At 36.6% G+C, this 21747-nt stretch carries 17 protein-coding genes; 9 read left to right on the forward strand and 8 right to left on the reverse strand.

All coding sequences use genetic code 11. From position 1 onward, the window contains the following. Nucleotides 1-19 precede the first annotated feature (19 nt). Nucleotides 20-682 (forward strand): hypothetical protein, encoded by a 663-nt coding sequence (locus tag VCM44_RS11995; RefSeq protein WP_334678909.1) that lies wholly within the window; start codon nucleotides 20-22, stop codon nucleotides 680-682. 10 nt (nucleotides 683-692) lie between these two features. Here VCM44_RS11995 and VCM44_RS12000 read toward each other — a convergent pair whose 3' ends face one another. Then, a complete protein-coding gene (locus VCM44_RS12000; protein WP_115361534.1) occupies nucleotides 693-1841 on the reverse strand; it encodes a S8 family serine peptidase in 1149 nt (382 codons plus the stop codon). 292 nt (nucleotides 1842-2133) lie between these two features. Here VCM44_RS12000 and VCM44_RS12005 point away from each other — a divergent pair, with 292 nt between their 5' ends. Next, nucleotides 2134-2352 (forward strand): hypothetical protein, encoded by a 219-nt coding sequence (locus tag VCM44_RS12005; RefSeq protein WP_133296928.1) that lies wholly within the window; start codon nucleotides 2134-2136, stop codon nucleotides 2350-2352. A 74-nt stretch (nucleotides 2353-2426) separates the two neighbouring features. Here VCM44_RS12005 and VCM44_RS12010 read toward each other — a convergent pair whose 3' ends face one another. The 6 genes from VCM44_RS12010 to ruvX form a co-directional block, all read right to left on the reverse strand. Next, nucleotides 2427-2798 carry a TraR/DksA family transcriptional regulator gene (locus VCM44_RS12010; protein WP_115361530.1) on the reverse strand — a complete coding sequence of 124 codons (372 nt, stop codon included), beginning with the start codon at nucleotides 2796-2798 and terminating at the stop codon, nucleotides 2427-2429. 341 nt (nucleotides 2799-3139) lie between these two features. Continuing rightward, nucleotides 3140-6832, reverse strand: a complete 3693-nt coding sequence (locus VCM44_RS12015; RefSeq protein ID WP_334678910.1) for a hypothetical protein — start codon at nucleotides 6830-6832, stop codon at nucleotides 3140-3142. A 147-nt stretch (nucleotides 6833-6979) separates the two neighbouring features. Further along, nucleotides 6980-8500 (reverse strand): hypothetical protein, encoded by a 1521-nt coding sequence (locus VCM44_RS12020; RefSeq protein ID WP_334678911.1) that lies wholly within the window; start codon nucleotides 8498-8500, stop codon nucleotides 6980-6982. A gap of 128 nt (nucleotides 8501-8628) precedes the next feature. Next, nucleotides 8629-9726: a FliG C-terminal domain-containing protein gene (locus VCM44_RS12025; RefSeq protein WP_115361524.1), complete on the reverse strand. Its 1098-nt coding sequence runs from the start codon at nucleotides 9724-9726 to the stop codon at nucleotides 8629-8631. Nucleotides 9727-9739: 13 nt separating this feature from the next. Beyond that, on the reverse strand, nucleotides 9740-10795 hold the full coding sequence (gene mltG, locus VCM44_RS12030; protein WP_115361521.1) for an endolytic transglycosylase MltG: 1056 nt from the start codon (nucleotides 10793-10795) through the stop codon (nucleotides 9740-9742). Between the two features lie 33 nt (nucleotides 10796-10828). Continuing rightward, complete coding sequence (gene ruvX / locus VCM44_RS12035) at nucleotides 10829-11287, reverse strand: Holliday junction resolvase RuvX (protein ID WP_115361519.1); 459 nt, start codon at nucleotides 11285-11287, stop codon at nucleotides 10829-10831. Between the two features lie 213 nt (nucleotides 11288-11500). Between ruvX and rho the strand changes: the two genes are divergently transcribed. From rho to VCM44_RS12070, 7 genes are all read left to right on the forward strand, one after another. Next, on the forward strand, nucleotides 11501-12748 hold the full coding sequence (gene rho / locus VCM44_RS12040) for a transcription termination factor Rho (protein ID WP_115361517.1): 1248 nt from the start codon (nucleotides 11501-11503) through the stop codon (nucleotides 12746-12748). Between the two features lie 27 nt (nucleotides 12749-12775). Further along, on the forward strand, nucleotides 12776-13840 hold the full coding sequence (prfA, locus tag VCM44_RS12045) for a peptide chain release factor 1 (RefSeq protein WP_115362293.1): 1065 nt from the start codon (nucleotides 12776-12778) through the stop codon (nucleotides 13838-13840). Nucleotides 13841-13851: 11 nt separating this feature from the next. After that, nucleotides 13852-14736, forward strand: a complete 885-nt coding sequence (locus VCM44_RS12050; protein ID WP_334678912.1) for a N5-glutamine methyltransferase family protein — start codon at nucleotides 13852-13854, stop codon at nucleotides 14734-14736. Then, complete coding sequence (gene murA, locus VCM44_RS12055) at nucleotides 14729-15979, forward strand: UDP-N-acetylglucosamine 1-carboxyvinyltransferase (protein WP_115361513.1); 1251 nt, start codon at nucleotides 14729-14731, stop codon at nucleotides 15977-15979. The genes VCM44_RS12050 and murA overlap by 8 nt, the downstream gene beginning before the upstream one ends. Before the next feature lie 10 nt (nucleotides 15980-15989). Continuing rightward, entirely contained in the window at nucleotides 15990-16325 is a 336-nt protein-coding gene (locus VCM44_RS12060) for an HIT domain-containing protein (protein WP_334678913.1), read from the forward strand. A 94-nt stretch (nucleotides 16326-16419) separates the two neighbouring features. Beyond that, the gene (locus VCM44_RS12065; RefSeq protein WP_334678914.1) at nucleotides 16420-17427 is read left to right on the forward strand and encodes a hypothetical protein; all 1008 of its coding nucleotides are present in this window, start codon (nucleotides 16420-16422) and stop codon (nucleotides 17425-17427) included. 10 nt (nucleotides 17428-17437) lie between these two features. Continuing rightward, a complete protein-coding gene (locus VCM44_RS12070; RefSeq protein ID WP_334678915.1) occupies nucleotides 17438-18478 on the forward strand; it encodes a hypothetical protein in 1041 nt (346 codons plus the stop codon). Nucleotides 18479-18508: 30 nt separating this feature from the next. On the opposite strand, the gene ileS is transcribed toward VCM44_RS12070, so the two are convergent. Continuing rightward, a complete protein-coding gene (ileS, locus tag VCM44_RS12075) occupies nucleotides 18509-21640 on the reverse strand; it encodes an isoleucine--tRNA ligase (protein WP_334678916.1) in 3132 nt (1043 codons plus the stop codon). Nucleotides 21641-21747 lie beyond the last annotated feature (107 nt).

Below are 21747 nucleotides of genomic sequence, written 5' to 3' on the forward strand. Positions count from 1 at the left end.
ATGAAATTACAATATTCTTATGGATACAGAATTTCTAAACGACGTACAAAAACATCAACATCTCTTCAAGGACGAAGTACTTGCACAGGAAGTGCATCTTATAACTTGCCCTAAGTGCAATAGCGATAATATTAAAAATGATCGCTGCCAAATGTGTGATTATGATTTATCTTTTAATCCCCTTGGCTCACCTTTAGGGGAGAAGAGCTTTTACACTTTTCGTGAAAAGTACTGGCAAACTCTTAGTCCTCTAGAAATGGAGAACCCACAAATCTTTAAAGGTGATGTGAAGTTCAAGAAGTTTTTAGTAAAAGTACGTCGTCGCTATAATAATCTCTTAGACTATTTCTACAGTGAAGCATCAAAATCAGATGAGCTGCGCCCTCTTTATCTTCAAGAGCTCGCAGATATTGTCATTGAGATGATGAACTCTGGAGTTAGTGAGCAAGAGATTTGGCATCCATACGCTCAAAGAGGTATTGAAGAATTCTCTTTATACGAGCGAATTAAGGCCGCAATAGGAGAGTCTAAAGACCAAAGTACTAAGGAACAATACGAGAACTTCTTTAATCATAAAATGATGGGAGTTTTTAAGGTTTCTTATGTGCTTTATGGAATGCTTGTGGCGGTATTTGTGATAAGTATGACCCTTGCGCTTACGTCCTATTTTAGGGCCATCTAGTATTTGAAAATTATTTTCTGATAATTACTTTTGGAGTGTTTGCAACATCTCTTCTACTTGCTCTTGTTTTTGCAAGCTGACCGTTTGTTTTATCATTAAGCTTTGTTGCTAAATCAATTGCAGCTGTCGCATCTAGACGTCCTGAAGACTTAACCTTTCCATTAAAAGTAATCTCTTTCTTAGCAGTGATTGAGATGATCTTCTTAATTTGCTTAGCAGTAAGTCCTGGGTAGCCAGCTTTAAGCATTGCTGCAACACCTGAAACAAATGCAGTCGCTTGAGATGTTCCTGTTAGTAGACCATTTCTCTGAGTTGGAATAGCAGAGTTGATCTTATAACCTGGAGCCGATACATCAACAGTCTCAACACCCCAGTTAGAAGAGTTAAGGATTTGCATTGATTGGTTATGTGCAGTTACAGTAATAATATTTGAAAGCTTATAACTTGCTGGGTAGTAAGCAGACTTTGAGTTATCAATATTCTCTTGCTCATTACCAGCAGCAGCTACTACGATAATACCTTTTCTTTCTGCCTTTTTAAGAATTTCTAATTCTTCTAAATCTGGCTCTGGTCCACCACCTGAGTAGTTAATAATATCAACACCAAGATCTACAGCATAACGAAGGGCCTTGATCGTTGAATTTAAGTTGTCTTTCCCAGAAGCATTTCTGTTGTAATACTTAAGAGGAAGAATCTTAACGTTTGGAAAAACAGACTTGATAATACCTGAAACGTGAGTTCCGTGACGGTTCTTATCATATGGAGTCTTTACATTCTTTGCACCTTTAGAAAAGTCTAATCCAAAGTTTGAAAGACCTGCTTGTCCTTTTGGTACATATAAGTTGTCTTTAAGGAATGGGTGAGTTGGATCAATTCCTGTATCGATAACAGCAACAACAACATCTTGTTTTGCTTGTAACTTCTTCAGTGCACCTGGAAGATTAATAGAACCTTTATCAAAAGAGTTCTTTACACCCCAGCTTGAAAAACGTGAGTGAAGTACATCAGTTTTTGTCGTTGTGCTTTGATATTCTTTTTTGAAAACACGTGCTCTTAACTGATCAAGAGTTAGCTTCTTTCCAGAATCTTGTGCAAAAGTTGAAGATGCAACTAATGTTGAAATAAGTAGGAATGATTTTAGGTTTAATTTAAGTTTCAAGAGTGCTCCTTATGTCTAAACTCAAACTCACTATATATAATGCAGGCTTGATGCCAACACTAATATAGTGATTCTACCTACTTAAGTTGTTCACCTATAGTCAGTATGGATAGTTTATAGATAGGTGTCAAAATCTTATACACTTTTGTTTTAGTGGTGTCCTAAAAGAAGGCCAAAAAGCCACCGTGTTCATCGCTCTACTATAGTAAGTCACCGAAATTATTATACCAAAATTTGGCATCTCATGTGCTTATTTATGAACGTAGAAGAAGTTACCATGGAGGGTAGTTTAGTGAAAACAATATGGACATTATCAATTAGCATTTTCTTATTTGCTTACATTATGATTGTCGCGCCAATTAACAACACAGTCTCATCTCCCACTAGTCCAAAAGTGAATGAGATCATTAAAACCAATCAGAAAATCAAAAAGATATTGAGGAAGGATATTTCTAAATTTGTCTATATCAAGAAAGAGAAGTTTCATGTAGATGAAAGTATTGCTTTCTAAGAGTAGGAGACAGGAAAAACAAAAGCCTGCGTATGCAGGCTTTTATTACTAACATTTGGAATATGTAAAAAGTCTTAACCGACTCTTCGCATGTGTTGTTCTTCACGCTCTCTTTCTTCAGCGTGAGTGATACATAATTCGGCCCATGGCTGGTTCTCAAGCCTTTTAGCACCGATTGGCTCATCACAGTCTTCACAGTGACCATAAGTCCCGTCTTCCACGCGATGAAGGGCCTCTTCAATTAAACGAAGCTTGTGCATAGCACGGGCTCTCATATTGAATGTAACCTGTTGATTAATAACTGCGTTGGCAACGTCTCCCTCATCAGGTAGGTCATCCGTTGACATCTTTAAATCTTCTGTACTCGTCAGAATACCACCGTTAAGAATTTCCGCCTTAGCCGCTAGTAGTTTCTTTTTGAAATGTTCCAATTTTTCAGCTTCCATTTAGTCCTCCTCCTTAACGAAGTAAAACAAGCAAAGATTTTCTAATTGCCTTCCTATTAATTTTACCCTTGATTTTATTTAGCTCAAAAGTAATTTTTATTATGGGCAATAGTTGCTTTTAATTTATATTAAATAGTTGCCTCAAAACCTCTGTCTTTTTCCGATAAAATCTAGTGAGACAAAAGCTTTGGCTGTCTATTGTAGGCTTACATCGTCATGCGGTGGGAATTATTTAGTAAATTTTCCTTAAGCTAATGAAATCGGTAAGTTCTGCCGGATAAAAAAAGAGGACGCTGAACGCGTCCTCGCTATTTCTGCCAATTAATTTTGTCATTATAATTTTAACGATCCTTAATATCTTCTGCTATAAGTGCTCTATTGAGTGAAATGGTTCCTGCCGTCTGATTCACATTGAAATACTTGTCATATGAAAATGTAAAGATATCACTTAGGTTATAGGCTCCGCTATTACTTAAAATCGCATTATTAATACTTGCGGTATTCGTGTAGCCAGCTGATTCGATAAATAGATAGTTATTTTTGATAAATGATGATGTGCCACCAGCTTCCTTATGAATAGCTGACGGATTTAGTGTCACATCAGTTGGCCCAATATAGAGCACATTTTCATAAATTAAATTAAATGAATTCACCCCTCCATTACTTGCAATAAAGCCGTATGTGTTGGAACCCGGGGTTTGAAAGCTGTTATTAATTAACTGAAGGTTTTTGAAGTTAAAGTTTAAACTTGCAGCTGAATTGTTGTACATTACACCAATTAGATTACCTGATACAGGTGCATTTGAAGTGTCTATTGTATTATTTGTAATACTAATGTTTTCGAAGGCATTGAACTCAGACAGCGTCGTGTAGTTACCTATAAACATCGTACCTGTATCACATTGAGTACCATTTGTGATCGTATTTGAATCTATTGATATATTATGAATCATTGGACGATCATTTCCTCCATTACTATTCATATTTGAAACATCGAGTGTTCCAATTAAAAGACCTGCAAAACCGAATCCATCACAAGCGAAGTTCATACTTCCTTGTTTAATATTCAGGTTTCTAATCTCACCTGAAGTCACCTTAGAAAAGATTCCCAAGTTTGAAGCAAAATAACTAGCATAATTATTTGTAAAGTTACTAATTGTGTATCCATTGCCATCAAATGATCCTCTAAACTCTTGATCAAGAGGTGAGAGTTGTAAATGTTGAGAATTCATGTTGATATCACTAATCATTTTCCAACTTAGGTTTGGTGCCACTGGGTTATTTGCAAGTAATTCTAGGTTACTTGATTGAGAAAGCTTAAATGGCTTACTTCTTGTTCCAATTGCTATACCTTCCGAATAGAAGTTATCCATTAATTGTTTTAAAATAAGATCACCACTGGCATTGAAGAAATCATTTGTTGAAAAGTCTGTAATGTAGCTATTGTCTATTTCAGCATTGGAATTATCTAGTGTTTGTAGGGGTGAAGTCGTTAAGATATTTGTAAGGACAGTGGAGTCATTACAATGTGGACAAACAATATTGTTAAAGTGGTAGACTGAAGCATCTGCAGACTGAGTAATCGAATTATCGATATATTCAATTGCACTATCAGCTTGTAAAAATGTCTCACTTCCTGATGTTGAATCTGTGTCAATAAATGACTTAAAAATATACTGTGAATCAGTTATCTCATAACTTGCTTCTGCTGGAGTTAGGTCTTCAGTGTGGAATGCAATACCAATAAAAGGACTTGCTCCTGCTTTCTCACTTGCTGACTCTAAGTAGGTTTTTGACGTTCCTAAGTTTAAAAAATTGTGAATACGTATCTTTCCGACTTCATTTGAAGTACATCCTACACAGCCTATACTTCCTCCTGAGGCCACTAAATTAACTCCTGAAACTTTTCCTAATGACTTAATATAGCCTTTGTTGACACTGCTTTCTAGCGTAAGGCTTTGGCGTTGACTTGGTGTCGCAAAATTAGAGTCAGTGGCCCCTATTATTCCGCCAACAAATTGTCCTCCAGTTACATCCGTTGAGTTGATTGAGTTCCTGATACTTAATTCAAAGTATTGTGAAGCATTATCGTATTCATAGTTTCCTGCATAGCCAATGAGGCCTCCAGCATTTTTATGTTTTGATATAATGGCACCATCAGCGTGAACATTATGGAGTTCTAGAGAAGCAGAATTATAGGCCCATCCTATAAGAGAGCCAACCCCTTCTTGAGCAGCGATGGCCTTTGTTGAGTTAATACTTACATTTGCACTAGAATCATTTAATCTAAAATAACCATATTCGTTATTTGTTCCATTTGCTATTTTTCCTATAAAGCCACCGATATTTTTTGTGTTATTTCCAGTGTAATTGAAGTTAATATCACTTCCATGTAGTTTGAAGTTTACACCTTTTGATACAAGGCCAATAAACCCACTCAAAGAATTAGCAGGTTCTAAATTATTGGCAATGGTTATGTCTCCATTTATTCTTTCTATTCTTATTTCAACTAGATCAGTATCAGCTGTATTTTCACTATGGATACTTCCAATTAGTCCTCCAATTGAAAGATCGTAATTTGGGGTTATTCCTTCGCAATTTAATTTGAAGTTTTCAAATTTTAAATTTTCAAACTCAAGTCTTTGTCCTGTTGTTCCTGGATTATAAGTATTAAAGAAGCCACCACAACCAGAGGAATATGTAAGAGAAGCTACAAGGGTTAAGTCGTTTGAGGTATTATTTGTCATTTCACCAACTACTTTAATTTGCTCTATTCCTATATTTCCAAATGCCTCTTTTGCTAAAATTGGTCCATTAATGATTGAACTTACATTTATGTTTACATCTCTAATTGATGCATCAACACCTGCAGCACCAAAACCTGAGAATAGACTTGCAGTCATCCCTTTAAAGTGAGGAAGATTGTTCATCTTGATAGTATAGTCACCAATTATTTTACCTTTAAACGTTACACCACTATCAAATGGGGTAGGATTGGCTCCAAGAAAATCAATCGTTCGCCCAATCACTATTGTACTTGTATCATTGTTTGGAATTGTATTGAATTGTGCTGTTGTACATATAACATTTTGTCCTGAAGCATCCCAAGTCCCTATTACATTAGGTCCAATTGAAGCAATTGGAACGGCACAAGAATCAGCACCAACTAAGAGGTTACTTCCTGTTACTGGAAAATCAACATCTTGAGGAGCATCTTTATAGAAGGTTGCAAAATTACTCGTAGAATGAGCTAATGATTTAGGAAAGACCACTGAATAACTATTATCAATATCCGTACAACCTGTTCCTACATATGAACGAATTCTTGTTGGGCTATTAAATTTCAATGTTTGGTAATTTATGAATGGTTTTCTGTTTGCAGTTGAAAAAGCATCTTGGTAGGAAGCATTGTCAATACAAGCTGACTTTAGTGTCAGTCCAGGAATCGGTAATCCATCAGCATCTAATGATAGGTATTCAATTTCATAAGAGTTTGCTACTCCGACGCTCTCTTTACAATCTTTTCTTCTTCCTTCATTAGGATGTTGAACAATACCGTGACAAAACTCAATATTTAACCGACTCGAAGGAGAGTCAGAGTATATTGAACTTAAAAAAGGCTCGTTAGCGCACTTGGTACCACTTAATGATAATGTAACAGCTGTACTATCAGATCCTATTTGTGTATGAACCAAATCACAATATGTTGTTCCTTCCATACCTGGTCCAGCAACTCCGGGAGTAAGAGCACCATTATGCCAGCCAATGGCCATGATTTCATAATCCCCAAAAGGAAGCTCAGTTGTAATTTCTTGAGTATTGTCTGGTGAGATTGCAAGTTGAAACTTCTCTGGACCTAATTTGTTTCTACCAATAATTAGTGCACCACCATTAAAGTTTTCACTTAAGGCCGTGATATTGAACGCACCATTTACAAATTTAAAAGTTGTATTCGATGTCTTTGATCCACAAGATGTAAAAAGAAGAGTCGAAAGAAAAACTAATCCTAAAGCTTTAATGAATTTACGGTGCATACGTTCCCCAAAACAATATTATCCATTAACCTTATCGGTTCTCTTTATCTTAAAGTTTATTTTCTCAATAACTAAATCGAACATGATTTCAGTTGCTTAGCTTGAGCTAGGGATTGAAAGTGGCAATAATCTGTGTAGAATAATTTATTATGGAGTGGATGTGTATGGATAAATCATAGTAAACCCAAAAACATCGTATATTTCAAAATCTCCATCAACCATGATATTAGATCCAGTCACTTCTACATTACATAGACTTTGATTAGGGCAGCCTGCACCGTTACTGATTACAATTCCCGCACCACTATTGATATAAAATGTTCTATCGATATCAGAGTTATTATATATAGATAGATTATTTGAGCTTGCTCCAGAATTTAAAAATGAGACACCTGAAACATCAATAGCAGAAGTTATTTGATTTGCAATATCGAAAGTTGTGGAGAACCTAACTTCTGGAGTTGTATATGTTGTCCCATCTGTATAAGATGCATCAATGACAAACTCAAGATTTTGATTGAAGGTATATAGGTTAACCGTTCCATCGAAGTACAGAGTTCCATTAGAGGCCGAAAATGTTAAACTTGCTCCTGCTAAATAAGAGCTATCTGTACATGGAATGAGGTTCGAATCATCATCTCCAGCATTCTTATACTGACAATTATAAGTTAATCCAAAGCCTTGGTATGTGTCATTACCACTACTGTAAGGGCCATCGATATTAATAGAATGAACATTATTCCTTTCAATCATTGTGTTTGAAAGCGGAGCATTCGTTAGCTCAAATGGTGTTGGTGGCATTCTATAAATAAAAGAAGTTCCATCATTCCAATGCTTCGTTTGTGCTCCGGTCGCATCGAGTTCACCGATACTATTAATTGTTGTTACTGAATTATTAAATCCTGCTGTACAATTCATTGTAGGGTCTTCATATCCTTCAAAACGTATCGGTAAGTAAAATCCACCGGTAAGCCTTAAAGGTAATGTGATCCCTGTTGTTGAATCAATTTCCAGTTTTGCGTAGTTCGATCCGTCTAGTAAGTTTCCAATAGTAGAACTGTAGCAAGTATTCATTTCATTCGTGAATCTTGCTTGTGAAAGAATAGATTGCTTGTTGATTGGTCCTTCATAGAAAGGAATTCCAAATTTTAATGATAGGCTTGTATTATTATAATTTAAGTATTCACCAGCATTACAACTTTGTGTTTCACAAATTGAGGCATACTTAACTGTTTGAAGACCATCAATAAACTCTTCACAAGGATGACCTGAGTCAACAACGAGATCCGTGTTGACGTCGACACGGCTAAGGCTGAACTCTAATTTATCTTGATCAGGAAATGAAACATTTTTATTAACTGAACAGTAGAGGTTACCTTCCATCATCTCGCCTGCAACAGGAGCACCATCCCAACCAAGAATCATAATTTTCCAAATACCGTTATCAAATGTGTGATCAAAAGATGCTGAATTAAGTGGAACAGTATAGAGAAGAGGTGGCTTGTCGCTTGGTCCACCAACTGCGATCATTACAGCACCATTTTCAAATAGTCCTGCCACTTGTGAGAATGAGCCTTGTAGTTTTACTGCTACATTTGAAGTTTTAGCTCCACATGAAGTGAAGGCCAAAAGTAAGATCAAAATTAAAAAATTTAGATACTTTTTCATAGCTATGTCCCACAAATTAATACTAATATTCATCGTCTTAACTAATAATAAACTTTAGTTAGTCTATTTTAAAAAGTTACGTGATTTCAGTTCTTTATGTACTTGGGGAAGTCTAGTTATGCCAACATTTAGACGTATTTCACAAAAGACTTAGGACTTAGGACAAATGAGCCATCTTTTTCTTTTTCACGAATGAATTTTCGAAGCTCATCTTGGGCCTTATTAATTGCCGAGGCCGGCTTTGGTTGGTCGTACTTTTCAAGGAATTCTTCACGAACACCATCTGTTACTTCAGATAATAATTCGTTAATAAGCTCTTTTGAAGACATGCGAAGGGCACATGCCATTAGATCTAAACTAAATTCTAAGAAGAACTCGCGTTTCATATCAATTGTCATATAGCGAAGACGATCGATGTCTTCAACGGATTCATTGATATTGGCCGCAAGCTGTGGATTTTTACTGTAAATAACAGCAAGTTGCTTTTCATAGTCGTCTGGATTTAATCCGTTAAAAAACTTGGTATCAAATCCTTTAAGCTTATTTTGTCTCTTCTTAACTAGAGATCCAATAGAGTCATAGGTTACAGACTCAAGTGTTTGAGTAAATTCAAGTCCAATGCGTAAGAGGTGATTTTGTAATCCTTCTCCCTTTACATGGTAGCGATTAACAGAGGCGACTTTGGCCTCATGCTTTGTTGGAAGTTCTTGGTCTGTGATTGATCGAATATAAATCTTTGTCCCAAGTTGGTACTTATCTTTCTTTTTAGCATCAATGACAAAGGCCAGTCCTCTAAGAGAGATATCGATAATAATATCATTAATAATCTCTTCACTATCTTCAAGAGTGTAAGAGATATTCTTATAGTCAGGGTACTTGTAATTGAAGCGCTCGACACTTCGACGATCGCGACAACGTATTTCACTTGGCGTTTTAAATGAGATACCACCATTTTCTAATTTAAAAATATCTTTTTTAAAAATTAAGTCACCAGCTGGATAGTGGAAGAAGATTGGTGATAAAGGCGCAATACGAGTGTAGAGAGGAGCTGTTTCAGCAGTAAGCTTAATTGAGCACTTCTCACTTGTTACACCAGTGAACTTTGCTTGATAATCTTCTCTGACATCGTCATTGCTTTGCCAGAAGTTGATTGTAACACCTTCTTCGTAAAGGGAAGTAAGCCTCTTTAAAATATAATCTTGATCAAATGATGACCATAACTTCATCTATACTTCCTTACTATTGTTTCTTATTTAAATCACGCCAGCTTCGCCCTTTTCTATTTGCGCGATTCTTTTGCCAGAAGTTTACGGCCTCTCGATGTTGCTTATACGTCTCAGAAAAAACGTGAGTTCCATCATTTTTAGAAACAAAGTATAGATAGCGATGAGTCTTTGGATTAAGTGCCGCTTTTAAGGCCGCATAACCTGGATTAGCAATTGGGCCAACAGGAAGGCCTGAGATTTTATAAGTATTATAAGGAGTTTTCTGTCTTAAGTGTTTCTTTCTAATATTTCCGTTATAGCTTTCCCAGATTCCATAAATTGTTGTTGGATCTGATTGAAGACGCATTCTCTTTTTTAGACGATTGTGGAAAACACCAGAAATTGTAGGTCTCTCAAACTTAGCACCAGTTTCTTTTTCTACCATCGATGCAAGAGTTACAATTTGATGCTTCGTTAAATTAACTTTTGAAAAGTCTAAGTCTTTAATCTTATCTTTAAAGTTACTATACATACTTTCAATAATTGCCTTTGGCTCCATCTTCTCATGAAATTGATAAGTATCAGGATATAGATAACCTTCCATACGATTTGCAGGAATCCCAAATGCTTGTGTTAATTTCTTATCTTTTGCGGCCTTAATAAAAGCCTTTTCATCAACGATTTTTTCATCTGCTAAAACTTTGGCAATCTGAAAAAGGTTATATCCTTCAGGAATCGTGACTTTTACAGTTAAGCTTTTACCACTTATTAAAAGTTTTAGAAGTTCACTCATTGTAATCCCTTCTGGGATGACGTAGCGACCTGCTTTAAAGTCTGTTAGATGCCCTTCAAATTTCACGTAACGGTGAAATAGGCGAGGAGAATAGATCAATTTATCTTGGGCCAAACGGTAATTGATTGTACCAAATGTATCACCGCTATTTATTTGAAATTCTGTCTGTGGGCCAGAATATCCCCAATGATAAATATTGTAATAAGTGTGTGCCACTAAAAGTGTAATTGCGAACGCTGGTGCCAGCACCAAAAATATAAATAAATGTTTCTTTGTCATAACAATAGGATATCTCATTTTTGGACTTTGTGAAATTATCTTCTTTGAATTTTAACTACGGATAAAATCTTCAAGAATGATAACAGCACTTAGCTCATCAATTTTTGTTGGATCGTATTGAAAATTGAACTCTGGAGAATTTTCCATGCGCTCTTTGGCGGACTTAGTCGTGAGAGTTTCGTCTTGCTGATAGAATTTTATCGTAGGAAATTTCTCAACTAATGCGTTAAATAATGCCTTGTGCTCTTTTGTCTTGTCACTTTCGTTACCATCGACGTAGTAGGGAATTCCCATGACAATAACTTCAACCACTAGGTCTTCAATGATAGCTTCAAGCTCTTTATAAAAGTGGGCCAAACCCTTGTTAATGATACGACCTGCTCCAATTGGAAATGGCTCTCGTCCGGGACAAAAGAAGCCAAGGCCAATAACTTTTTCTCCATAATCGATGGAAAGAATATTGAGGCCTTTTAGTTCATTAAATTTTGGATAGCTTGAAAATTCATTCATATTAGGTATTTATGCGCTTTTTGCTGCTTAAAGTCAACGCCAATGTTAGCTTGACTAGCAAGGGGTGACAGTTTATGATGAATTTATCTACTAAAATCATTACCAATGAAATTAATCTACATCGTCCATGTCTAAATGGGCCGACTTACTAGAGGCAATTCTAACTAATATTCAGATATTCAAATTCATATATTTTCAGGAGTAAAACTTTTTATGCATTTAAGTGAATTGAGAGAAAAGAAAATTGAGGACTTAAACAAGCTTGCCGAAAAAGCTAAAATTGAAAACTCGGCAGGTATGAAGAAGCATGAGCTAATCTTTGCTATTCTTAAGGCCCACGCAAAAGATAAACAAGAGATTTTCGGAAACGGTGTTTTAGAAATTCTTCCAGACGGATTCGGATTCTTAAGGTCTCCTGGATATAACTACCTACCAGGTGCCGATGATATTTACGTATCTCCAAGCCAGATTAGAAAATTCTCTCTTAAAAAAGGTGACTCTGTTGAGGGACAAATTCGTCCACCAAAAGATAATGAAAGATACTTTGCACTTCTTAAAGTAAGTACGATTAACGATCAAGATCCAAAAGCTCACAAGAAGACAGTTCTTTTCGATAACTTAACGCCTCTTTATCCTGAAAAGAAAATTAACCTTGAATATAATCCAACAAATTATTCAACTCGTATGATTGATATGTTTGTTCCTCAAGGTTTTGGACAACGTTGTCTAATCGTTGCTCCACCAAAAGCAGGTAAGACTCACTTACTTCAAGATGTTGCCAATGCAATTACTGAAAATCATCCGGAAGCCGTACTAATCGTTCTTCTAATTGATGAAAGACCAGAAGAAGTAACAGATATGAAGAGAAACGTTGATGCTGAGGTTGTATCAAGTACATTTGATGAACCAGCAAATCGTCACGTACAAGTTGCAGAGATGGTTCTTGAGAAATCAAAGCGTCTAACAGAAGCTGGAAAAGACGTTGTTATTCTACTCGATTCAATTACTCGTCTTGCCCGTGCATATAATACTGTTGTTCCACCATCTGGAAAGATTCTTTCTGGTGGGGTTGACTCAAATGCCCTACACAGACCAAAGAGATTCTTCGGTGCTGCTAGAAATATTGAAAACGGTGGATCACTTACAATCATCGCTACTGCACTTGTTGATACAGGTTCAAGAATGGATGAAGTTATCTTTGAGGAATTCAAAGGTACTGGTAACTCTGAAATTCAACTTGATAGAAAGCTACTTGAAAAGCGTATCTTCCCAGCTCTTGATATCAATAGATCATCGACTCGTAAGGAAGACCTTCTTATGGAGCCACTAGATCTTCAAAGAACATATGTTCTAAGAAAAGTACTTCACCCAATGAGTACAATTGATGCAATGGAGTTCATGCTTCAGAGACTGACGAAGACTAAGACAAATAACGAATTCATGGAGTCTATGAATAGTTAATTGAAGTAAAAAGGATTTTAAATGAGTATGTTTGATAAGCTTGATTCAGTAGTACAACGTTTCGAAGTACTAACTGAAAAAATGGCAGACCCTACATTATATGAAAGACAAACTGAATTTAAGCAAATCTCTGAAGAGAGATCAAACTTAGAGGACGTTGTTGTTGCTTATAAGAAATATAAGCAAATAAAAGAGGATATTGCCGAAGCAAAAGAGATGCTTAAGGAAAGTGATCCTGATATGAAAGAGATGGCAAAAGAAGTTCTCGATGAGAACGAGCCATTGATTCCAGATTTAGAGGAGGAGTTAAAACTTCTTCTACTTCCAAAAGATCCTTTAGATAATAAAAACTGTATGGTTGAGATTCGTGCCGGTGCCGGAGGGGACGAGGCCTCGATTTTCTCAGCTGACGTTTTAAGAATGTACCAAAACTATGCTCGTGCACTTGGATGGAAAGTTGAAATCGAATCACTTTCTGAAAATGACGAAGGGATTAAAGAAGTTATCTTCTCAATCTCAGGAGAGAAAGTTTACTCAAAAATGAAATATGAATCAGGGGTTCACAGAGTTCAACGTGTTCCAAAGACTGAATCACAAGGTCGCGTTCACACATCAACTATCACAGTTGCAGTAATGCCTGAAACAGATGATCTTGAGTGGGAACTTGATATGAATGATGTTCGTGTTGAAGTTATGCGTGCATCTGGTTCAGGTGGACAGCACGTTAACACAACAGATTCAGCGGTTCGTATGACTCACATTCCGACGGGAATTGCGGTTTATAACCAAGATCAAAAGTCACAACTTAAGAATAAAGAGAAGGCAAAGAAGATTCTTGCCGCTCGTATCTTCGATAAGATGCTTCAAGAGAAGAATGCTGAAGAAGCTGCGGAAAGAAAGGGACTAATTGGAACGGGAGATCGTTCTGAGAGAATTAGAACTTATAACTTTCCACAAGGGCGTCTAACAGATCACCGTATTGGTCTAACACTTTATTCTCTTGATAAGATTATTGAAGGAGATCTTGCTCCTGTTATTGATGCACTTATTGCTCATAATCAAGCAGAACTTCTTAAAGGCCAAGAGGAATAAAGGAGAGTTGTGTGAGCTTCACCACTCTCGGCGACTACATCAGCTCTTTCTATAATGAGAATAAGCAATTCTTAGAGGCGAACTACCCTGGAATAAGCTTAGGAAGATTAAAGCTAGAGCTGAAAAACTTTTGTCGTATTCTCGATTCACAATTTGATGACATCTACATTTCTGAAAATAAGGGTGTCATTGAAGAATTTCTAAAAAAAGTTAAGCAGGGAATCCCCCTCGAATATATTAGCAATCGATCATTCTTCTATCGCTCCTCATTCTACATAAATGAAAATGTTCTCATTCCACGCAGTGAAACTGAGATCATGGTGGAGTGGACGGCCGAATACATTAGAAAGAATAGATTAGATCATATAAAGATTGCGGATATTGGTACCGGAAGTGGTGCCATCGCGCTAAGTCTTGCAGGGGAGATTGGTGAAATTGATGCCGAGATCATTGCAAGTGATATTAGTGAGAAGGCTTTGGATGTTGCTCGTGCAAATAAATTCTTTCATCGCTACCGTTATCCAAAAACAGTAAAATTAAAATTTCAACAATCAGATCGTATGGAAAATATTCCAGGAGATCTGGATATCATTATTACGAACCCTCCTTATATCAAAGAAAATGCTGACTTAAGTGAAGTACATGGACAAGTTCATTCATTTGAACCTCACTTGGCCCTTTACTTAAAAGATCAGGATTACGATAATTGGTTTAAAACTTTCTTTGATCAGGCACAGAAAAAGCTTAAAAATGGCGGGCTGTTCATTATGGAAGGTAGTGAATTGCATCTGGAAAGATTAAAAGATATCTTAGGGGAATATAACTTTGGCGAACTTGAGTTAATCAAGGACTATACTGATCGCTATCGTTTTTTAAAAGGAAGAAAGAATGGATAAAATCATAGTTAAAGGCCCAGCGAGACTGTCTGGAGAGGTTGAGATATCTCCTGCTAAGAATGCATACCTACCAATTTTAGCGGCAATTCTTTTAACGGATAAGAAAGTGACTCTCACAAATCTTCCAAAGCTTCGTGACATTAATACAATGCTTAAGCTTCTTGAGATGATGGGAGTTGAATGTAATAGAGATGGTAAGAATGTTACTTTTGATGCTTCTTCACTAAGCTCACATGAGGCCACTTATGAGCTCGTAAAAACAATGCGTGCTTCTATCTTTGTTCTAGGTCCTCTTCTTTCACGCCTTGGAAAGGCAAAGGTTTCTCTTCCAGGTGGTTGTGCTATTGGGACACGTCCTATTGATATTCACTTAGACAATCTTGAGAAGATGAATGTGAAGATCGAAATGAAAAATGGTTTTGTCTTTGCTGAAACTGATCATCTAACAGGTGCACTTGTTAAGTTAAAATTCCCATCAGTAGGTGCCACTGAGAATCTTATGATGGCCGGTGTTTTTGCTGACGGACAAACTATTATTGAAAACGCAGCAATGGAGCCAGAGATTGATGATCTGGCAAATTTCCTAAACTCTCTAGGTGCAAAAGTCTCTGGGATTGGAACGTCTCGCCTTGTTATTGATGGAGTGAAGGAATTAAACGGCGGAACTTATCAAGCAATAGGTGACCGTATTGAAGCGGCAACTTATATTATTGGTGGATTAATGACTAAGTCTGAGATGACTGTAAAAAACTTTAATCCAAAACACCTTTTTAATGTTCTTGAAAACCTTCAGGGGATGGGAGCTAAGCTAGAAATTGGTGACAACTACGTTAAGACATATCCTTCATCTCTTAAAGGATCAAAAGTTATAACTGAGCCATTTCCAGGTTTCCCAACAGATGTACAAGCACAGATGGTTGCTCTTCTAACTGTTGTTGAAGGGAACTCTCTTGTGACTGAAAATATTTTTGAAAACCGTTTCATGCACGTACCTGAGTTAACACGTCTTGGTGCAAGTATTGAGCAATTGGGAAGTTCGGTCTTTATTGAAGGTGGACGTCCTCTAACGGCAGCTCCTGTGATGTGTACCGATCTAAGAGCATCAGCTGCTCTTGTTCTTGCTGCTCTTTGTGCTTATGGTGAAACGAAGATTGATCGCGTCTACCACTTACAACGTGGTTATGAAGATTTACCAGAGAAGCTTCAAAAACTTGGGGCCCATGTCGAATTAGTAAACGAATAGGGAGATAGTTATGGATGATTGCTTATTTTGTAAAATTCTAAAAGGTGAAATACCTTCTGATAAAGTATTTGAAAATGATCAGGTTATTGGATTTAAAGATATTCAACCTCTTGCAAAAGAGCATTATCTCTTCATTCATCGCAACCACTCTAAGAATGTAAATGAGATGAATCGCGATGATATGGCCCAGGTATTTGATGCTATTAAAGAGTTTACTCAATCAAATGAGCTCGAAAACAATGGCTTCCGAGTCGTTTCAAATATTAATCAACACGGTTGCCAGAGTGTTTTTCATACACACTTTCATGTACTTGGCGGGGAACAGCTTAAAGGCTTTGGTTCATAGTATTTCAAGTTTAAAAAATATCATTTCAATTTAGAAAAAAAGACTCCTTTGAGAAAAATGTCGCTAAAACGGCCATAAATCAAAGGAGTTTTATATGCGTCTACTATTATTAATAGCACTTATTTCACTAGTATCTTGTGGTAATGAAAATCAAACAAAAGAAGAGAAGTTAACTTATCAGCGTCAAAGTCTTGCTGAGTCGAGTATTCAATGCGTGGGTATTAAGACTGATATTATTGAAGAAAAAATCACATGTCCTACATCTCTAATTAATGAAGAAGCACAATTTCTATTTTCTATTGATGAAGAATTAATTGAGCAAGATAAGTTAAAAAGACATGCTGTTGTCGAGCTAGAAGTTGTTACTCAAAGGCCAATTCAAGCGTATTTTTATCTCGTTTCTAAGTATGGCAAGAGGCTTTCTGAAGATATGCTTTACAATGGTTTCAATTCTATTAAATTTAAGGAACTTAGAATTGGAGACTTTAGTGCACACGACGTTTACCTAAAGATCTCAAACTATCACACAGGAGGAACTCCTGTGGCCGTTGCAAGAATTGAAGATAAGGGATGTGACACCGGACTCTTTAACGTAGAAGATATTAACCTTGATGATCTTCGTGGCCAATGCCCAAATCTAAAATTTATTCCAAACTTTAAAGCAGAAGTTGAATCTCCAAAATTCTATGAAGGTACTAAGAAGTTTCCTAAGATGAAGCGAGTAGATTACAAAGTATATCAAATAACATCAAAGTATCGTTTGTTTGATCACATGACGACTCAACAGGTTCCTGTTGAAAAGCTGTACGAACTTAAAAAAACAGAGTTTGGATTTGAGCTTGAGCAAATAGAAGATCGTCTATGTTTCACTGAAGGATTTTATGATCATAAAGTTTATGAAGAAAAGGGAATCTATCTTCCTTTTGGAACGGTTTATGAGAAGGTAAATCGAGGCCTTGAAAATAGTGAAGCAAGTAAACTTTGTAAAAACTGTGGCCTAGGAGTAAATGATCGATCTTTTAGCATGTCTGAAAACCTTGGTGTGAAGAAGTGTTATCCCGTTGAACCAAAATTAGTAGGAACAATCCTAATTAAGGAATAAGGAGAGAGTAATGAAAAAGTTATTAGTATTGGCAACAGTTTTATTTGTATCTTGTAACTCATCAGACAAGGAGAAAATAAATAAAAGTGTTAAATTAGCTTCAAATGAAATGCGACCAACATTCTCGATTGAATGTGAGAGTTTCAGAACTAACTTGGTCTCTAGTGAGAATAAAGTAACTTGTGAAGAAAGTGGCTCAACTAATAGACCAATGTATTTAAGAAATATTAACTCTCAAAAGAGTCTTTCTCTTTATGATCTTACAAATGAAAATGAGATTGAACTAGAAGTTTCATTAGATGAGAAAGTAGTTGAAGCGACTTTTATTCTTGTCTCAAAAAATGGTAAAGAGTTATCAAATCAAGCTTACTATCATCAAAATGACAGAAAAATCTTCTTCTATGAAGTAGAAGAAGATGCATTCATTAATCATAAAGTACATCTTAAGACGTTAAGATTAAGGCTTAAGAATGACGAGATAGTAACTTATAATAATGAAGTTGATAATGGATGTGTAACTGGGAAAATTAGTTTAGATGAATTTAAAAGCCTTGTACAACCAGAGCAATGCAAGGGGCTTAAATCACAGACTATTTATACTGGTGCAGTTGTTAAAAGGCCCATTTTTCACGATATAAAAGTATCCGACGTTGGATACCGAAAAGTACCTCAGATAATTATCTCTAAGCCTGTACCTCGAAATTGGAAACCATATCGTGTAATCGAAGTACAACATCAATATACAGTAAGATATTTTGACTACTTTGAGGAGTCAGTTGAGAAATTTAACGATTTTTTTAGGCGTGACGATTTTGGAAATTTAGAAATTACAAAGTCTAAGGAGTGCTTAGTTAGAGGAGTCGTTGAGTATAGAGACTGGAATCTTAGAACTCGAAGATGGGATGTATTAAATGATGAAACTGTTTACAAACATGTATATGGTGAAATCGAAATTCAGGGAGAAGTCTTAGATGCTGTTGAGGATTATAAGAGACAAGAGTGTTTTGATTTAAAACCAAAACCTGTCGGTTATGTGTTAATTCAGGAATAAAAAAAAGCCTCCATTTCGGAGGCTTTTTTATTATGCTTTTGTAATTGTCATTTTTAGATTCTCATCATCAACTTTAAACTCATGTTCAAGAGCATCGCTACTAGCATTAAGGCTATTTGCTAGTGTTTCTTTTGTGATGTAGTCAGTGTGAGTTTCAATTGCTTTTGCTAGTAGATCTGTTGCATTAAAGTTTACTTCAATACGATCTTCAACATTAAATCCAGAGTCTTTTCTTGTTCTTTGAATTCTATTGATAACTTCACGAGCAAGACCTTCTAGAATTAATTCTTCATTTAGGTTTGTGTCGATATCAATTGAAATATAACGATTAGATAGGGCCTGTGTTCCTTCTTTGGCCTCTCTAAAAATTAGGATGTCTGAAGGAGCAAATGTTTCACCTGCAAGCTCAAGGCTTCCTTTTTCTTCAAGCTCATTAAGTTCTGCTGCGCCAAGTTTTGAAATCATTCCCATAAACTTACCAAATTCTTTTCCTAGGCGTTTACCTAGAACTGGAGAGTTTGGTTTTGCGTATAGCTTGATATAATTATCTTCATCAGTTGTGTACTCAACGCTCTTAACATTAAGTTCTGATTGAATATATCCTTCAAGTTTCTTGATCTCATCTAGAAGAGCTTGGTCTTTGTGAATAACACTTAGACGAGCAAGTGGCGTCTTAACCTTAATTTGAACTTGGTTACGCTTTTGACGTCCAAGAAGGATAATCTGTTGCATTCTATCAACGGCATCTTCAAGAACTGAGTTCTTAAGCTCAGTATTTGCAACAGGGTAGTCGCATAAGTGAACTGATAAGTTCTTCTCACTTGAATCAAATTTCTTAAGCTCACTAAAGATATGCTCAGATAAGAATGGTGCAAATGGTGCCATAGCAATCGTAACTTCTTTTAGTGTTGTAAAAAGAGTTGTGTAAGCTTGCTTCTTATCACTTGTTAAGCCTTCTCCCCAGAAACGAGAACGATTCAGGCGGATATACCAATTTGTTAAATCTTCAATGAAGTTAAAAAGCGCAGGAACAACATTGTAAAGTTGGTACTGTGCCATCTCTGCTTCAATATTTTCTTTAAGAGTTTGTAGTTTTGAGATAACCCAATTATCAGTAATATTCTCACCACTTTCAGCGTGCTCATTAAAATTCCATCCATCAATTGATGCGTATGTTTGGAAGAATTTAAAAGAGTTTAACCAAGGTAGTAGGGCACGGCGAACCATGTCTTTTACACCAGCGTCAGTGAAGCGTTGTTCTTCACCTTTAACAAGACCAGAGTTAATTAGGTATAGTCTTAGAGCGTCTGATCCGAATTCTTCCATTAGCTCATCAGGAGCTGTGAAGTTTCTTAGAGACTTACTCATCTTCTTACCATCTTCAGCAAGAACTAAGCCGTTAACGATAACGTTCTTAAAAGCTGGTTTATCAAATAGGGCAGTTGAAAGGATTGTTAGTGTATAGAACCAACCACGTGTTTGGTCTAAACCTTCAGCAATAAATTCTGCTGGGAATCCGTTTTCAAAGATTTCCTTATTTTCAAATGGGTAGTGAAGTTGCGCGTATGGCATTGAACCAGATTCAAACCAACAGTCAAAGACATCTGGGATACGCTTATACGTTCCTTCTTCTCCTTCGATTTTAAAAGTTACTTCATCTGTGTACTCACGGTGAAGATCTGTAAGTTCAACCCCTGAAAGCTCTTTTAGTTCTTCAATTGAACCAAGACATTTCATATTTCCAGTTTCATCATTGATCCAAACTGGAAGTGGAGTTCCCCAAACACGTGTACGAGAAACGGCCCAGTCTCGAGCATTCTCAAGCCACTTACCAAAACGACCTGCTTTGATATGACCTGGTACCCAGTGAATTTCTTTGTTATTAGCAACAAGCTTATCAACGATTTCTTCTACTTTTACATACCACTGAGGGATTGTACGATAGATTAGTGGCGTTCCTGAGCGGTAGCAGAATGGGTAAGGGTGCACGAGGTTTCCGTGATCGTATAATTTTGTATTTTCTTTAAGGTCTTTAATGATTTGTTTATCAGCATCTTTTACGTATTGACCTGCATAAGCAGAAACTTCTTTTGTAAATTGACCAGCATCATCGATAGGACAAACTTCGGCCTTCATTCCAGCTTCTTTACAGACTCTATTATCATCTTCACCAAATGCTGGTGCTTGGTGAACAATACCTGTACCACTATCTGTCGTTACATAGTCATCGTTAAAGATTGTAAAAGCGCCTTCTTCTTTTAGATCAGCAAAGAAATCAAAGAGTGGCTCATAACGAAGTCCAAGAAGTTCACTTCCCTTAAATGATTCACCGATTACTTCAAGGTTGCGCTTCTTTGTATATGCTTCAAGTCTTGCTTCAGCAAAGATGATTGTTACACCACGATCATTATCTTTTACGCGAACATAATCGATATCAGGACCCACACAAAGAGCAAGGTTTGATGGAAGTGTCCATGGAGTTGTTGTCCATGCGGCCACGTAATCAGCACCAGCTTTTTTTGGATCGTCTAATTTGAAAAGAACAGTGATGGCCGGATCTTGAACGTCACGGTAATCAAGACCTGCTTCAAAGTTTGAAAGCCCTGTTCCAAGACCAGTTGAGTAAGGAACTACTTTTGTTCCCTTGTAAACCATGTCCTTATCCCAAAGAGATTTAAATACCCACCAACATGATTCCATGAAAGTTGGGTCCATTGTCTTATAGTCATTGTCGAAGTCGACCCAACGTCCAAGGCGAGTAACAGTTTTACGCCATTCAGTTGTGTAGCGATCAACAATTGAGCGACACTCTTGGTTATAACCAGCAACACCAAGTTTCTCTAATGCTTCGTGTGCAGTCATTTCTAATTTCTTATTAATTTCTTGCTCAATTGGAAGGCCGTGCGTATCCCATCCAAATCTTCTTTGAACGTAGCGACCTTTCATTGTCCAATATCTTGGAACGATATCTTTTAGTGTTCCAGCAAGTAGGTGACCGTGGTGAGGAAGACCTGTGGCAAATGGAGGGCCATCGTAGAAAATATATGGCTCTTTTTCCTTTGTTTGCTCAAGTGATTTTTGGAAAATATCGTTTTCTTCCCAAAATTTTAAGACTTCATGTTCTGTGTTAACAAAAGAAAATTGTCCGTTATCCTGACTCATCGTATCAACCTTGTCTGTTAAAGTTTCTGTGTAAATTAATATTTGGCCCAAAATTTAGCACGAAACCTATGATTTTGACAGTTTAGATCGGGCATAAAGTGCCGAAA

Source organism: Halobacteriovorax sp. DPLXC-1, assembly GCF_036903125.1.
In the GTDB taxonomy this organism is placed as follows: Bacteria; Bdellovibrionota; Bacteriovoracia; order Bacteriovoracales; family Bacteriovoracaceae; genus Halobacteriovorax_A; species Halobacteriovorax_A vibrionivorans.